This is a genomic window from Leisingera aquaemixtae, from assembly GCF_019801145.1.
Lineage (GTDB): Bacteria > Pseudomonadota > Alphaproteobacteria > Rhodobacterales > Rhodobacteraceae > Leisingera > Leisingera aquaemixtae_A.
This window is the reverse complement of sequence record NZ_JAHVJQ010000013.1, coordinates 20,628-34,712: the sequence shown is the minus strand read 5'-3', so window position 1 is coordinate 34,712 and position 14,085 is coordinate 20,628. Positions and strand designations below refer to the sequence as shown.

Annotated in this window: 15 protein-coding genes; 7 read left to right on the top strand and 8 right to left on the bottom strand. The window is 64.9% G+C overall.

Annotated features, from left to right (window positions below; translation table 11 throughout):
- Window positions 1-24: 24 nt before the first annotated feature.
- Window positions 25-447 carry a group III truncated hemoglobin gene (locus KUW17_RS21055; protein WP_222482278.1) on the bottom strand — a complete coding sequence of 141 codons (423 nt, stop codon included), beginning with the start codon at window positions 445-447 and terminating at the stop codon, window positions 25-27.
- A 157-nt stretch (window positions 448-604) separates the two neighbouring features.
- Here KUW17_RS21055 and KUW17_RS21050 point away from each other — a divergent pair, with 157 nt between their 5' ends.
- From KUW17_RS21050 to KUW17_RS21025, 6 genes are all read left to right on the top strand, one after another.
- Window positions 605-1,912, top strand: coding sequence for an SDR family oxidoreductase (locus tag KUW17_RS21050; protein WP_222482277.1), 1,308 nt, complete (start codon window positions 605-607; stop codon window positions 1,910-1,912).
- A gap of 1 nt (window position 1,913) precedes the next feature.
- Complete coding sequence (locus KUW17_RS21045; protein ID WP_222482276.1) at window positions 1,914-2,402, top strand: DUF2269 family protein; 489 nt, start codon at window positions 1,914-1,916, stop codon at window positions 2,400-2,402.
- Window positions 2,403-2,696: 294 nt separating this feature from the next.
- The gene (gene ileS, locus KUW17_RS21040) at window positions 2,697-5,699 is read left to right on the top strand and encodes an isoleucine--tRNA ligase (RefSeq protein WP_222482275.1); all 3,003 of its coding nucleotides are present in this window, start codon (window positions 2,697-2,699) and stop codon (window positions 5,697-5,699) included.
- 236 nt (window positions 5,700-5,935) lie between these two features.
- Window positions 5,936-6,679, top strand: a complete 744-nt coding sequence (locus tag KUW17_RS21035) for a hypothetical protein (protein WP_222482274.1) — start codon at window positions 5,936-5,938, stop codon at window positions 6,677-6,679.
- A gap of 151 nt (window positions 6,680-6,830) precedes the next feature.
- A complete protein-coding gene (locus KUW17_RS21030; RefSeq protein ID WP_222482273.1) occupies window positions 6,831-7,910 on the top strand; it encodes a transporter substrate-binding domain-containing protein in 1,080 nt (359 codons plus the stop codon).
- Window positions 7,911-7,923: 13 nt separating this feature from the next.
- On the top strand, window positions 7,924-8,946 hold the full coding sequence (locus KUW17_RS21025) for a transporter substrate-binding domain-containing protein (protein ID WP_222482272.1): 1,023 nt from the start codon (window positions 7,924-7,926) through the stop codon (window positions 8,944-8,946).
- 16 nt (window positions 8,947-8,962) lie between these two features.
- On the opposite strand, the gene KUW17_RS21020 is transcribed toward KUW17_RS21025, so the two are convergent.
- A complete protein-coding gene (locus KUW17_RS21020) occupies window positions 8,963-9,313 on the bottom strand; it encodes a hypothetical protein (RefSeq protein WP_222482271.1) in 351 nt (116 codons plus the stop codon).
- A gap of 93 nt (window positions 9,314-9,406) precedes the next feature.
- Window positions 9,407-9,784 (bottom strand): hypothetical protein, encoded by a 378-nt coding sequence (locus KUW17_RS21015; RefSeq protein WP_222482270.1) that lies wholly within the window; start codon window positions 9,782-9,784, stop codon window positions 9,407-9,409.
- Between the two features lie 187 nt (window positions 9,785-9,971).
- On the opposite strand from KUW17_RS21015, the gene KUW17_RS21010 reads away from it, so the two are divergent.
- The gene (locus KUW17_RS21010) at window positions 9,972-10,424 is read left to right on the top strand and encodes a methylated-DNA--[protein]-cysteine S-methyltransferase (protein ID WP_315899415.1); all 453 of its coding nucleotides are present in this window, start codon (window positions 9,972-9,974) and stop codon (window positions 10,422-10,424) included.
- 44 nt (window positions 10,425-10,468) lie between these two features.
- On the opposite strand, the gene KUW17_RS21005 is transcribed toward KUW17_RS21010, so the two are convergent.
- The 5 genes from KUW17_RS21005 to KUW17_RS20990 all read right to left on the bottom strand — a co-directional run bounded on the left by KUW17_RS21005 (window position 10,469) and on the right by KUW17_RS20990 (window position 14,009).
- Window positions 10,469-10,840: a hypothetical protein gene (locus KUW17_RS21005; RefSeq protein ID WP_222482268.1), complete on the bottom strand. Its 372-nt coding sequence runs from the start codon at window positions 10,838-10,840 to the stop codon at window positions 10,469-10,471.
- A gap of 206 nt (window positions 10,841-11,046) precedes the next feature.
- Window positions 11,047-11,739, bottom strand: coding sequence for a CDP-alcohol phosphatidyltransferase family protein (locus KUW17_RS21000; RefSeq protein ID WP_222482267.1), 693 nt, complete (start codon window positions 11,737-11,739; stop codon window positions 11,047-11,049).
- Between the two features lie 367 nt (window positions 11,740-12,106).
- Entirely contained in the window at window positions 12,107-12,334 is a 228-nt protein-coding gene (locus KUW17_RS23405) for a GDCCVxC domain-containing (seleno)protein (RefSeq protein WP_226430854.1), read from the bottom strand.
- 50 nt (window positions 12,335-12,384) lie between these two features.
- Window positions 12,385-13,305: a tyrosine recombinase XerC gene (locus KUW17_RS20995; protein ID WP_222482266.1), complete on the bottom strand. Its 921-nt coding sequence runs from the start codon at window positions 13,303-13,305 to the stop codon at window positions 12,385-12,387.
- The gene (locus tag KUW17_RS20990) at window positions 13,302-14,009 is read right to left on the bottom strand and encodes a DUF484 family protein (protein WP_222482265.1); all 708 of its coding nucleotides are present in this window, start codon (window positions 14,007-14,009) and stop codon (window positions 13,302-13,304) included. Before KUW17_RS20990 ends, KUW17_RS20995 begins: the two co-directional genes overlap by 4 nt.
- Between the last annotated feature and the right edge of the window lie 76 nt (window positions 14,010-14,085).

Genomic DNA, 14,085 nt, shown 5'->3' with positions numbered 1-14,085 from the left:
GCGGGAGTGCCCCGGCTGAGGGTGTCAGAACAGTTTCGGCGGCTGGTCCTTGGGCTGGCGCATGGCCACGATGCCGGTGCGGAAGCCTTCGCCGATGCGGTCGGCCAGGGCGCCCCATTGCAACGCGGTGCGCTCCGGCAGCTCAGCCCGCAGCACCTGGTGGAACAGGCCCAGCCACAGCGGGAAATGCTCTGCCTTCACATCGGGGCGCGAGACGTGCACCCGCATCGGATTGCCGCTGTAGCTGCGCTCGCGCAGGATCGCATTGCGCCAGAAGCCAGCGATCTTCTCCTCATGCTCCGGCCAGTCGGTGACATGGGCGGCAAATACCGGTCCCAGCACATCGTCCGCACGCACCTGCATATAGAACACGGCAACCACGCGGGATATTTCCTCTGCGGTGATGTCGAACCGCGCCAGCGGGTTCTGCGTTTCGGTCTCAATCATAATCTGCTCCGGCCTGCTTTCGCCTGTAGATAAGTCGAAGCCACAGCCAGCGGAAGAGGGAAGGCGCATCTGCTGCAGTGCCGGACCGCGGCAGCGCTGGCGCCTGGCGCCGCTGCCGTTATGGTGAGCGGGAGATTTGTCAAAAAGGCATTCATTGATGGCGGAGAACACAAGGCGGGTGCTGGTTCTGGGCGCCTACGGGTTTATCGGGGCTGAGGTGGTGCGCGCCCTTCGGGCCGCCGGATACGAGGCAGCGGGGCTGGGCCGCAGTGCGGCGCAGGCGGCGCGGGTGCTGCCGGGCGTGCCGTTTGTGCAGGGCGACCTGCTGCAGCTGCTGCGGCCTGCGGACTGGGCGCCGCTGCTGCAGGGTGCGGACGTCGTGGTGAACTGCGCGGGGGTTCTGCAGGATATGGCGCCAGGGGAGCTGGAGGCGGTGCACCACACAGCCATTGCAGCCTTGGGGGCGGCCTGTGCAGAGCGGGGCATCACGGTTGTGCAGATTTCAGCTGCCGGGGCAGGACCAGACGCCGGGACGGAGTTCATGCGCAGCAAGGGACGGGGCGACGCGGCCTTGCGGGCCTCTGGCGCTGCGGCCTGGATCCTGAAGCCGGGGCTGGTGATCGGGCAGGGCGCCTATGGCGGCACCCGGCTCTTGCGGATGCTGGCGGCGGTGCCGCTGGTGCAGCCGGTGGCGCTGGCAGATGCGCCGGTGCAGTGCATCGGCATGGCAGATCTGGCAGAGGCGGTAGCTGCCGCGCTGCAGGGCGGCCTGCCGCAGGGGACCTATGATCTGGTCGAAGAGCAAGTGCACACGCTGGAAGAGGTTCTGGCGGAGACACGTAAATGGCTGGGGTTTGCACCGCCCCGCATGGTGCTGCGGTTCCCGGGCTGGCTGCTGCCGCCGCTGGCGGCCTGCGCCGATGCGCTGGGGCGGCTGGGCTGGCGCTCGCCGCTGCGCTCGACGGCGATTGCCGAAATCCAGAGCGGCGTGCGCGGCGATCCCGCCCCGTACCGGGGAGCCACGGGGCGCGAGGTGGCGCCCCTGAGCACCGTCTATCAATCGCTGCCTTCCGGGCGTGCGCAGCGGCTGGATGCGCGGATGGCGCTGCTGATGCCGGTTGCGGCCGCCGTGCTGAGCTTGTTCTGGCTGGCTTCAGGGCTGATCGGCCTGTGGCAGCTGGATACTGCGGCGAAGGTGCTGACGGATGAGGGCTGGAGCGGCCTGCTTGCAAAAGCCAGTGTCGGGTTCTGGTCATTTGCCGACATCGCCCTGGGGCTGGCAATCCTGTGGCGGCCCTGGGCGGTGCGCGCCTGTCTGGGGATGGTGGCGGTCTCGCTGATTTACCTGGCCGCGGCCACTGCGGTTACGCCGCAGATGTGGGCTGATCCGCTCGGGCCGCTGGTCAAGGTGCTGCCGGGCCTGCTGCTGGCGCTGATCACTCATCAACTGCTGCAGGAGCGTTGAGATGGAGGTGGACCTGATCCTGCGCTGGCTGCATGTGATCGGCGCCTGCGTGCTTTTGGGCACCGGAGCGGGTATCGCCTTTTTCATGCTGATGGCGCACCGGACAAAGGATGCGCGCCTGATTGCCCATACTGCGGGCGTGGTGGTGCTGGCAGACCTCCTGTTCACCGCCACTGCGGTGATCGTTCAGCCGATCACCGGCGGGTTGCTGGCCTGGCGGCTGGGCTGGCCATTCAGCGAGGGCTGGCTGGCGCTGTCGCTGCTCCTTTACGTGCTGACCGGGGCGTTCTGGCTGCCAGTGGTCTGGATCCAGCTGCGGCTGCGCGGCTTGGCGCGGGCAGCAGCGGAGGCAGGGCGGGCGCTGCCTGCGCGCTATCACCACCTGTTTGCTGTCTGGTTTGCCTGCGGCGTCCCCGCCTTTGCCGCGGTGCTGATGATCATCTGGCTGATGCTGGCGCGGCCGGATCTGGGTATTTGGCTGGTGCGCTGATTGACAATTTCCGTCCGGCCGCGAGGCCGGGCACGCCCGACCCTCCCCACGGGAGGGCGCTTTGCGCCCGCCCAGGGCCGGTCGCTGCCCTTCGCGTGATGCGGCGCATCTGCCGCTTTACCCTCCGGTGGGACCGCCCTATAAGGCCTCTCATGTCCCTATTCGCGGCCATCATTATTCGAATTATATCCCCGGCGCTCTGAAACCGTTGAGCCGCCGGGCAAAGGCGCTTGAGCCATCGCGCCGAACCGAATATCCCAATTCCCGACCTTGATCATCCAAAGGACGCCCCCGATGTGCGCCGACACGCCTCAGACGCCTGACTACAAAGACACCCTGAATCTGCCGAAAACCGATTTCCCGATGCGCGCGGGCCTGCCCAAGCGCGAACCCGCCTGGCTGGAGCGCTGGGCTGAGATCGGCGTCTACGACCGCCTGCGGGACAAAGCTGCCGCGGCCAAGGGCACGGATGCGGAGCGCAAGCCCTTCACCCTGCATGACGGCCCTCCTTATGCCAACGGCCACCTGCACATCGGCCACGCTTTGAACAAGACCATCAAGGACATGATTGTGCGCTCGCACCAGATGATGGGCTTTGATGCGCGCTATGTGCCGGGCTGGGACTGCCACGGCCTGCCGATCGAATGGAAGATCGAGGAGCAGTACCGCAAGAAGGGCAAGAACAAGGATGCGGTGCCGGTTGTCGAATTCCGCCAGGAATGCCGCGCTTTTGCCGACAGCTGGGTCGACATCCAGCGCGAGGAGTTCAAGCGTCTGGGTATCACCGGCAACTGGGATGACCCGTATCTGACCATGAACTACCATGCCGAGGCGGTGATCGCGGATGAGTTCATGAAATTCCTGATGAACGGCACCCTCTACCAGGGCTCCAAGCCGGTGATGTGGTCGCCGGTCGAGAAGACCGCGCTGGCCGAGGCCGAGGTCGAATACCACGACAAGGAAAGCTTCACCATCTGGGTGAAGTTCAAAGTGGCCGAGGCCGGCGGGTTCGTGGCTGCAGACGGCGAGGATGCGGATTTCGCTGGCGCTGACTCTGCGATCGTGGCGCAGGATCTGGAAGGCGCCCATGTGGTGATCTGGACCACCACACCCTGGACCATCCCGTCGAACAAGGCGGTGGTTTACGGCGCGGACATTGCCTATGGCCTCTATGAGGTGACCGGCACCCCGGACGAATGCTGGGCCAATACCGGCGACCGCTTCCTGCTGGCCGACAACCTGGCGGCAGAGGTGTTCAAGCGCGCCCGTCTGGCTGAGGACCAGTACAAGCGCCTGCGCGGCGTATCGGCGGACGAACTGTCCAGCCTGTCGCTGCACCACCCGCTGCACGGCGCCGAAGGCTCGAACGGCGAATGGGACGGTATCCGCGACTTCCGCGCAGCCCCCTTTGTGACCGACACCGAAGGCACCGGCTTTGTCCACTGCGCGCCGAGCCACGGTATGGAGGAATTCGAGCTCTACCGCGATCTGAACATGCTGGAGCAGATGATCACCTACAACGTGATGGACGACGGCGGCTTCCGCGCCGATCTGCCCTTCTTCGGCGGCACCTACATCCTCAATCGCAAGGGCGGCGAGGGCGATGCCAACAAGACCATCATCGACAAGCTGGTGGAAGTCGGCGGCCTGCTGGCGCGCGGCAAGATCAAGCACAGCTATCCGCATTCCTGGCGCTCCAAGGCGCCGATCATCTACCGCAACACGCCGCAGTGGTTTGCTTCCGTCGACCGCAAGCTGGACGACGGCATGGGCGAAATGGGCAACAGCATCCGCGAACGGGCGCTGCGCTCGATCGACGAGCTGGTGAAATGGTGGCCGCAGACCGGCCGCAACCGCCTGCATTCGATGATCGAAAGCCGCCCAGACTGGGTGCTGTCGCGCCAGCGCGCCTGGGGTGTGCCGCTGACCTGCTTCACCAAGAAGGGCGCGCTGCCGACCGATGCGGAGTTCCTGCTGCGCAATGAAGAGGTCAACAAGCGCATTGTCGCCGAGTTCGAGGCGCACGGCGCCGATGTCTGGTACGAAGAAGGCTTCAAGGCCAAGGTGCTGGACGGCATCGTCGATGCGGATGCCTATGACCAGGTGTTCGACGTGCTGGACGTGTGGTTCGACTCCGGCTCGACCCATGCCTTTGTGCTGCGCGACCGCGAGGACGGTACCGAGGACGGCATCGCCGACGTCTACATGGAAGGCACCGACCAGCACCGCGGCTGGTTCCACTCCTCGCTCTTGCAGGCCTGCGGCACCAAGGGCCGCGCACCTTACCGCAATGTTGTGACCCACGGCTTCACACTGGACGAGAAGGGCATGAAAATGTCCAAGTCGCTCGGCAACACCATCGTGCCGGAGGAGGTGGTCAAGCAGTACGGCGCTGACATCCTGCGCCTGTGGGTGGCGCAGACCGATTACACCGCCGACCAACGGATCGGTCCGGAGATCCTGAAAGGCACTGCCGACAGCTACCGCCGCCTGCGCAACACCATGCGGTTCATGCTGGGCTCCCTGGGCGACTTCAGCGAGGATCAGCGGGTTGACCCGGCGGATATGCCGGAGCTGGAACGGTGGGTGCTGCACCGCCTGGCCGAACTCGACCAGAAGGTGCGCAGCGGCTACCAGTCGTTTGACTTCCAGGGCGTGTTCTCGGCGGTGTTCAACTTTGCTACCGTGGACCTGTCGGCCTTCTACTTCGACATCCGCAAGGATGCGCTCTATTGCGACGGCGACACGTTGAACGCCCGCGCCGCGCGCACCGTGCTGGACATACTGTTCCACCGCCTGACCACCTGGCTGGCGCCGATCCTGGTCTTCACCATGGAAGAGGTCTGGCTGGAGAAATACCCGGGCGAGGGAAGCTCCGTGCACCTGCAGGATATCCCGAACACGCCTGCAGACTGGCTGAACGAGCCGCTGGCCGCCAAGTGGTCCAAGATCCGCCAGGCCCGCCGGGTGGTGACCGCAGCGCTGGAGGTGCAGCGCACCGACAAGGTGATTGGCGCCTCGCTGGAGGCAGCACCTGTGGTGCATGTGCGCGACGGCGAGGCGCTGGCGGCGCTGAAGTCGGTGAACTTCGCCGATATCTGCATCACCTCCGGCATTCAGCTGACCAACGACCCGGCCCCCGCCGAAGCCTTCCGCATGCCGGAAGTCGACGGTGTGTCGGTGGTGTTTGAAAAGGCCGACGGCGGCAAGTGCCAGCGCTGCTGGAAGATCCTGCCGGATGTCGGCAGCCACAGCCACGACGGCGTCTGCGGCCGTTGCGACAGCGCGCTGGGCTAAGCCAGACCTCACCTCTGAATTGTGCGCAGCGCCCGGTCTTAAGGCCGGGCGTTGTCATTTTTACGCTGCTATTGCGGCATTTTCCACACTTTTTCCGGGAAATGCATTGTGTGCTGTCTGATTGGATTCCCCCAAATGTTGACCCGTTTCCCTCAATTGGTTAAGAAAACGTTAATTCCATGTAGATTTTAAACCGTCATTTCAAAATATGGCATGGGGCAGGGGGGCAGTATTCTATGCTGAAGTTGAAAGCGGACGCGCAACCGGCGGGTGCGCCGGGCAGGGCGCGCAGCGCGCAAATCCGGATTGACGGGGTGTCAGCCCCGAAGAACATCAAGATCGGTCTGGTGGCGGGCGGCCCCGCAACCAGCCGGAGGCAGCCGGAAACTGCTGCCGGAACGGCTGGCAAGCCTGCCAAAACCGCAGTGCCCTCCATGGTCGAACGGCCGCAAGCCCAAAGCGAACAATCTCCGGAGCCGCAGCCCTTTGCACCGGTTCAAGCGGACAAAGGCGGTGCCCTGGCCAAGCTGGGGCTGGCGGCTGCCGGTCTGGCTGTGGCCTCAGCCATGCTGCTCTATTTCCAGTTCGGCGGCAGCGTGACTGCTGAGGATGCGCAAACGGCAGCGCTTCTGCCGGACTCCTTCGCCGCAGAGGTGCCGGCCGGGGCTGCAGCAGCAGCAGGTTTGGAAGGCTCGCCTGCCAGCGGTGAAGAGGCCCTGGTCGCACGCATTACCGAAGGCACGCTGGCAGCGCTGCGCAGCAAACAGGCTGCCGGGTCTGCCGCGCCTGCCACTGTTGATGGGTCCGCGCTCTACAAGATGGTGCGCAGCGCCGCTGCGCAGGGCCAGTCCGAGGCCTATATCGATCAGCTGGTGAACAGCGCTTACGAGCGCGGTGAAATCACCGTGCCTGCGGGCCTGATCGGCGCTGGCGGGCGGGTTGATACGGCAACGCTTCTGGCGCTGTTCACCGGCAACTGACAACCGGGCTGCGCGCGCATGTGCAGCACCGATTTCCGGAACTGGTCTGTGCCGCCGATGGAGCAGGGCTGGAACAATTGCAAAAACAATAATGTGAAAAGGCACCGGCGGCCGGCTCCGGCTCCGGTGCCAGCCATTTCCCGGGGGGACCATGAAAAACTATATCGCTGCTGCTGCCATGGGGCTGTTTGCCTTGGCGGCCACTTCCGCTGCTGCCGAAACCTGCGGTGGCATCTATACCGTGCAGTCCGGCGACAGCCTGTCGGTGATTGCTGACAAGCTATACAAGGACGCGGGCAAGTGGAGCGCCATCCACAACCGCAACATTGACCAGATCGGCCCCAAGCCGGGGGCGATCCGGGTCGGCATGAAACTCTCGCTGGCCTGCCTCGAAGGGCTGCCGCTGGGCCTGCCGGGCGGCAAGGAAATCAGAGCTGCCGCCCCCGCCGCCGCGGTGCCCGTCAAGGTGGCGCCGGGCAACGCGGCGGTGCGCAAGAAGATCAACCTGCTGACCGGCGACGATTACGCGCCATTCACCTCCAAGGCGTCGCACAACGGCGGTCTGATCACCGAGGTGGTGAATGCAGCAATGACCCAGGCCGCCCCGGCCGAAGGCTATGCCATCCACTGGGTGAACGACTGGTCGTCGCATTTCGACCCACTGCTGTCGAACGCGCTGCTGGATCTGGGCTTTCCCTGGTACAAGCCTGACTGCGAGACGATGCCGGGCAGTTACCGCTGCCAGAACTTCCACTTCTCCGAGCCGATGTTCGAGACCCTGATGCTGTTGTTTGCGCATAAGGACCGGCCGTTTGCGTTCACCAGCGACAGCGACATAGAAGGAAAGACCCTGTGCCGCCCTTCCGGTTACCTGACTTTTGACCTGGACGAGCGCGGCCGCAACTGGATCGCGGAAAAGAAGATTACCCTGAAGCAGCCGCACAAGGTGAAGGACTGTTTTGACATGGTGGCCGCGGGCGAGGCGGATGCGGTGGCAATCAACGAATTCACCGGCCGCAGCGTGATGAAGGAAGCCGGCATCGCCGACCAGTTCACAGTGCTGCCGCAGCCCCTGTCGGTGCTGGGCATCTATGTGGTGGTGCACAAGACCCACCCGCGCGCCGATGAAATGCTGGCGATGATCAACAAGGGCCTGCGATCGATCCAGGAAGACGGCAGCTACCAGGCCATCGTCGAGGACCACATGGCCCGGATCTGGGCCGGGTTCTGAGGGAGGAGGCAGCATGAAACGGCTTTTCTCGCGCCTCTTCCAGCTGGCGGCTCTGTTCACCATGGCGCCGGCCGCGGCCTGGGCGATCTGCGATGTGGACTATGTGGCCCAGCCGGGAGACACGCTGTTCTCCATCGCGGAAACCCACTACGGCGACCGCAACCGCTGGACCATGGTCTATTACCGCAACCAGAAACTGCTGGCGGGCGCCACCGTATTGCCGGGCCGCAAGCTGTTCATCCCTTGCATCACCGGCGCCACTGCACCGGATGCCACCCCACTGCGCCAGGAGAAGGCGGAGCTGACATTGCTCACCGGCAGCGGCTATGCGCCGTTTACCGACCGCACCCTGCCGGGGCAGGGCATGGTGACGGAGCTGATCAACGCCGCGCTGGAGCTTGCGCCGGCGCCGGTCAGCTATTCTGTCAGTTGGGAGGACGACTGGTCCAAGCACCTGTTCCCGATGCTGGACAAAAAGGAATTCGACATGGGGTTCCCCTGGCTCAAGCCCGACTGCGCGGCCGAGCCGAGCAACGAGCGCTGCGCCAATTTCCACTTCTCCGAGCCGGTGATGACCATGCCCATCATGCTTTTCGTGCGGGCAGGCGGCGGCTTTGACTACAGCTCCGACGTCGACATCGAGGGCAAGACCCTGTGCCGGCCGGCGGGCTATTTCACCCACGATCTGAACCGCGCTGACCGGCGCTGGCTGGACGACGGCAAAATCACCCTGGTGCAGCCCGCCACCCCGGCGGACTGTTTCCGCATGGTGGCGGAGGGGCAGGTTGACGCAGCGGCAGTGAACCTGTTCCTGGGCGCCAACACCATCGTGGCAGGAAACCTGCGCGACACTGTGGTGCCGCTGGAAAAACCGCTGTCAGAAGAAGGCCTGCATGTGGTGATCTCCAAGCGCCATTGGCGGGGCACCACGCATCTGTACCGGATCAACGCGGGGCTGCAGAAGCTGCGGGACAGCGGCCGGTTTGAGGAGATCATGTCGCGCCATCTGGAATTGTTCTGGGCGCAGCTGCAGTAAGGGACAGGGCGGCGGTTCAGGCTGAAAGGGTCCTGGCCGCCTCGTACCCGTGAAAGGCGGTTCCTGCCGCCAGCACCGTGCCGATGTTACGCTGGCAGGCGCATTGCAGCAGCAGGTGCTGCGCCAGCACTGCATTTTCGTTCAGCAGTTCGCCGTCATCTGCGGCAGCGGCGGTGTCCGAAGCATGCGAGAGGGAGCCGGCGCCGAGCGGCTGGCGGCTGTCCCGCGGGTTTCCGTCCCGCTCACGCGGCGTGTTATCGGCAGATTCGCTCTGGTCCGGGTCATCTGAGCGGACAACAGGCCGCGCGGTCAGATGACCGCGGTTCGGCTTGATAGGATCTACACGTCCTGCAACTGGTATAAACATAACAGAGGGTCCTTCGCGGTGGCATTGAACCGTTCTTAAGGGAGGATTAACACAACACGCTTAACAGGCGGTTAACGCGCCGCGCTGCCGCGCTCAGCCAAGGATGCCGCGGGCCTTGGCATAGTTCGCTTCTGCGGACAGAACTCTGACCGGCTTGGGGCCGGCCTGGCAGCCGTTCATCAGATCCTGGTAGAAGGCAGTCATGTCGACGCGCTTGACCGGGCGGGTATCCAGCGCCTCGGCACGGGCGGCGGCGCGGGCGGGGCCGACATACTGGGCGTTCGCGGCCAGGGTTTGATTTGCGGGCAGCGTCTCGCCGCGTGCTGGGCCATGCGGGATACCCTGGCTGGCGCCATGGATCAGAAGTGTACCGTCCGGCTGGGTGCCGAGGGCCGGGTCCTGCCGGTTTGCGGCCCGCAGGTGCATCTGGCTGCGGTAAAGGCTGGCGGTGCTGGAAACAGAACTGATCATTTTGCTGGCCCTTTAAAACACTGTTGAGACTCCTTTTAATACAATTTGACCCAATCCGGCGGTGAAACCTTAACGGTGGTTAACAGAGTGTTAACAGCGACCTGCCAGCGCGCGCGCGGAGAAACCTCAGCTTGCCATTTGGCGGCATCAGTCCGAGGATGCTGCCGCAGCAAGCCGGGGAGAGATGATGATTTCAGCCAGTCTTGAAACCCCTGTCGGGCCGCTCAGCGTGGCTGAGCGCGACGGGGCCATCGTGCGCCTGGGCTGGACGTCTGAGGGCGGCGGCAACTCGGCGCTGCTCGCGCGGGCGCTGGACCAGCTGCGCGCCTATTTCGCGGGGGAGCTGACTGAGTTCGACCTGCCGCTGCAGGTGGAGGGGTCGGATTTCCAGCGGGCGGTTTGCGACGCGATGCTTGCAATCCCCTTTGGCGAAACCCGCACCTACGGCAGCATCGCCAAGGAACTGGGTGCACCGCCGCAGCCGGTGGGCAACGCCTGCGGTGCCAATCCGATCCCGGTGATTATCCCCTGCCACCGGGTGCTGGGCGCCACCGGCCTGGGCGGCTTTTCGGGGCAGGGTGGAGTGGAGACCAAGGTGGCGCTGCTGAAACACGAAGGCGCCGCCAGCCTGCTGATCTGATCAGCCTGGCCGCGGGCGCCATCCGGTGCCAGAGGGGGCAGCACTCAGGCGAACAGCGCCTTCACCTGGTCGTACAGCGGCGTGGTGTCCGCGCCGGAGGATTCGGAGAAATCGCTGATCATCGCCAGGATCACTGATTCCATGTCGGCTTCCGACGGGGCTTCCGGCGGCACCGGTGCACCTGCCGTCTCCTCGACGGCTTCAGGGCCAACTGCCGCATCCGCCGCGCCGGCTTGCGAGGCGGTGTCAGTTGCATCTGCCGGCGGCTGGGCTGCCGCCGCGGCCTCGGCCTGTTTGGCGCGCCAGCCCCAGGCCTTGGCATGATCGGGCGGCCCGGGCTGCTTGTTGCCGGTCACGGCGTTCAGGGCATTACTCAGCCCGCCAGAAGCGGCGCCGGGGGCGGAAACGGAATGCATGGCTTTCTCCTGTATTCAACTGCCGCAAGGCAAATCCAGGGCCAGTGTTGCCCCGCGGGCTGTTAAAACCTGCTTTCCCGCTACGCTGCATTCTGCTGCAAAATCCATTCAAACTTGTCGCGAATTGCCAAAGCCGGTTGGGCAAACGTGAAAAAACGCCGCTGGTTTCGGGCAGCGTTTGCAGTTTTCCGCAGGATCAGGGGTGCTCAGCGCCGTTCAGGCACGATCTGCTGGGCAATGCCGACAAACAGCAGGTAGACGGAGGTTACCACCAGCCCCCAATGCGCCCAACTTTGCGGATGGAAATCAACCCAGGCGGCCCAGCCGGCAAAGAAAGTCCAGGCCAGAGCCATCGGCAGCGACACCTTGCGCCAGCGCACCGTGCGGACCGGGTGAATGAACTTCAGCGGCAGGAACATGGCGATGGACAAGAGCGTCACCAGCACCAGGCTGGTCCAATGGCTGGGTTCCAGCGCAAAGATCACCAGCACCGGCATGTTCCAGACCCCGGGATAGCCGGAAAAGGAGTTGTCCTTGGTCTTCATCCGGGTGTCGGCGTAATACATCGCGCTGCCAAAGGTGATCACGATGATCGCAAACCAGCCGGTCCAGCCCGCCATCAGCCCCGACTGAAACAGGGCAAAGGCGGGAATGAAGACATAGGTTAGGTAGTCGATGATCAGGTCCAGCAGCACCCCGTCGAACTCCGGCGAGTAGCGCTTGACGTGGTAATGCCGCGCCAGCGGGCCGTCGATGCCATCCACCGCAAAGGCCACCACCAGCCACAGGAACATCAGGCTCCACTTGCCGTCCGCTGCTGCCAGCATGGCCAGCATGGCGAAAACGGCGCCGGTTGCGGTAAGCAAGTGAACGGAGAGGGCGCGCAGTTGAGGTGTCATCCGTCCCTGATGGCGAATTTGCCCTTTGGCCGCAAGCGCTCAGTGCAGCTTTGAGCAGAATTCCGTGCCTGCAGGCAACTGAATGCGGGTCACGCGGCTGCGGCGGCCCTGGGGGCCTGGGCAGGTGGCGTCAGGAAACGAAAAAGGCAGCCGCAGAGGCATGTCGCGCTCCCGCTGCTGGATGCCGGGCGGCGGGGCAGGGGCGGCAGGGGCGCCATCGGCAATGAGATCGGCAAAGCCGGCGAAGGTCATGGCAGAATCCTTTCTGGATCGGTTTTTTGCCATCAAGCCTGCACCGCCTTAACGGCAGCTTTCCTCCGGCCGCAAAAATAGCGCGCATTTTAATCAACCCGCCCGCGGCGCGGGGTCAGCCGCAGCAGCAATCGCCTTGTTGCACAGGCGGGCAGGGGACAGTTCCGTAAGAGCAGAAAACGCAGCAATCGCCCGGCTTCGGCCGCAGAAGCGTGCGGCAGGACGGGCATTCATGGAACCATTGGCAGGCGTCCTGCGGCATCTCCTCCTCAGCCTCGTGCCCGCAGGCGGGACAGGTCAGAACGCTGGTCAGGATCACTTGCGCAGGGGATGTTTCGGTCATCGGCGGGCCTCCTGCTGACAGCAAAGGCCAGACCGGGCACCCTGGTCAAGTCACGCCTTCGGGTGGGCCTTGTTGTAGACTTCCATAAGGTGGCTGGTGTCCACTGCCGTATAGGCCTGGGTGGTCGACAGCGAGGCATGGCCCAAGAGCTCCTGGATGGCGCGCAGGTCGCCGCCGGCCTCCAGCAGGTGGGTGGCAAAACTGTGGCGCAGCGCGTGCGGCGTGGCGGTCGCAGGCAGGCCCAGCTGGGCGCGGGTCTTGGCCATCACCCCCTGGATCTGGCGCGGGTTCAGCGCGCCGCCGCGTACGCCCCGGAACAGCGGCGCCTCCGCCTCCTGCGGATGCGGGCAGAGGATCAGGTAACGCTCCACCGCATCGCGGGCGGCGGGCAGCACCGGCACCACCCGTTCCTTCCGGCCCTTGCCGAGAATGCGCAGCACCGGCGGCAGCGGAGCGTCGGCACCCTTCAGCCCCAGCGCCTCGGATATCCGCAGCCCGCAGCCGTAAAGCAGCGTCACCACCGCAACATCCCGTGCCGCAACCCAGTCCTGCTGCGATTGCAGCTCCACGGTTTCCAGCACCGCCTTGGCAGCCTCCGGCGCCAGCGGCCGCGGCAGCTTCTTCTGGAACTTGGGGGAGCGCGCCAGCAGCACCGCGGCCGGCTCAAACCCTTCGCGTTCCGCCAGCCAGCGGTAGAAATTCTTGACCGCTGACAGTTTGCGCGCCAGCGACCGCGCACCGGTGCCGGAGGTGCGCTCCGACGCCATCCAGGCCCGCATGTCGGCGGTGGTGATCCGCGCCAGCGCCCCCAGACCCTGCGGCCCGCCGCTGTGCTGGGTCATGAAGGACAGGAAGGCGGTTACATCGCCGCGGTAGGCTGTCAGCGTGTTGGCCGAGGCATCCTCCAGCCCGCTTAAGCGCTCCAGCCAGAGCTGCAGCGCGTCGCGGCAGGCGGAGGACATCAGGGTCATGACAGCCAGTAGCGCATCGAACGTTCGAAAACGCCGCCGAAGAAGGCCAGAAGATCGCTGCCCTGCATCGGCGAGAACTGATGCGGGTCTTCCGATCCCATCACCAGCATGCCGGGCAGGCGGCCTTCGCCCAGATCCAGCATCAGGCAGGCCTCGGAGCGGATCCATTCGGCCTTCGGCCCGTAAACCCGCGGGCTGCCGCCCTGTGTCTGACGCAGGGTGACGGCCCGTTCGTGGCCTGTCTGGCCGGCATAGCTTTCGGTAAAGCCGGGGCCAGCCAGCTTCAGCACGCCGGATTTGCGCTCGACCGCCGCACCGCCGGGCTGGGCGGTCTCCAGCACCAAGGCCAGCGCGTGAACGCGCAGGATCTCCGGCATCTCCTGCTCCAGGCAGGCGAGGAAGGTAGTGAAATCCTGCGGCTCCAACAGCCGCAACACGGCGCGGTGGATCAGGTTGGTGCCGGCCAGGTTGTCATAAGCTGCGGCGATCACCGAGCGGTGGGTGTCCTCCAGCCGGTCCAGCCGCGCCGCCATCCGCTCCATCGCGATGCCGCGCAGGTCAACGACGTTGGAGCCCATCGCCCGCTCATTGGCGGCAACCAGGGCGTTCATCAGGTGCTGGTCTTCCAGCACTGCGTCGGGTTTGGCGAGGATCGCCTCGCGCAGCTGATCTTCCAGGCTGGCTGAATTGCTTGAACTGCTCATGGGTGAACTCTTGCGGCTCCGGACCTCTGGCGGGTTTGGTGAAGTGTATAACACGGGAAATTTGCAATGCTGAGGA

Excerpts from the sequence above, each read along its gene's own strand:
- KUW17_RS21055 (WP_222482278.1), bottom strand. The coding sequence starts at position 447 with ATGATTGAGACCGAAACGCAGAACCCGCTGGCGCGGTTCGACATCACC.
- KUW17_RS21050 (WP_222482277.1), top strand. The coding sequence starts at position 605 with ATGGCGGAGAACACAAGGCGGGTGCTGGTTCTGGGCGCCTACGGGTTT.
- KUW17_RS21045 (WP_222482276.1), top strand. The coding sequence starts at position 1,914 with ATGGAGGTGGACCTGATCCTGCGCTGGCTGCATGTGATCGGCGCCTGC.
- ileS (WP_222482275.1), top strand. The coding sequence starts at position 2,697 with ATGTGCGCCGACACGCCTCAGACGCCTGACTACAAAGACACCCTGAAT.
- KUW17_RS21035 (WP_222482274.1), top strand. The coding sequence starts at position 5,936 with ATGCTGAAGTTGAAAGCGGACGCGCAACCGGCGGGTGCGCCGGGCAGG.
- KUW17_RS21030 (WP_222482273.1), top strand. The coding sequence starts at position 6,831 with ATGAAAAACTATATCGCTGCTGCTGCCATGGGGCTGTTTGCCTTGGCG.
- KUW17_RS21025 (WP_222482272.1), top strand. The coding sequence starts at position 7,924 with ATGAAACGGCTTTTCTCGCGCCTCTTCCAGCTGGCGGCTCTGTTCACC.
- KUW17_RS21020 (WP_222482271.1), bottom strand. The coding sequence starts at position 9,313 with ATGTTTATACCAGTTGCAGGACGTGTAGATCCTATCAAGCCGAACCGC.
- KUW17_RS21015 (WP_222482270.1), bottom strand. The coding sequence starts at position 9,784 with ATGATCAGTTCTGTTTCCAGCACCGCCAGCCTTTACCGCAGCCAGATG.
- KUW17_RS21010 (WP_315899415.1), top strand. The coding sequence starts at position 9,972 with ATGATTTCAGCCAGTCTTGAAACCCCTGTCGGGCCGCTCAGCGTGGCT.
- KUW17_RS21005 (WP_222482268.1), bottom strand. The coding sequence starts at position 10,840 with ATGCATTCCGTTTCCGCCCCCGGCGCCGCTTCTGGCGGGCTGAGTAAT.
- KUW17_RS21000 (WP_222482267.1), bottom strand. The coding sequence starts at position 11,739 with ATGACACCTCAACTGCGCGCCCTCTCCGTTCACTTGCTTACCGCAACC.
- KUW17_RS23405 (WP_226430854.1), bottom strand. The coding sequence starts at position 12,334 with ATGACCGAAACATCCCCTGCGCAAGTGATCCTGACCAGCGTTCTGACC.
- KUW17_RS20995 (WP_222482266.1), bottom strand. The coding sequence starts at position 13,305 with ATGACCCTGATGTCCTCCGCCTGCCGCGACGCGCTGCAGCTCTGGCTG.
- KUW17_RS20990 (WP_222482265.1), bottom strand. The coding sequence starts at position 14,009 with ATGAGCAGTTCAAGCAATTCAGCCAGCCTGGAAGATCAGCTGCGCGAG.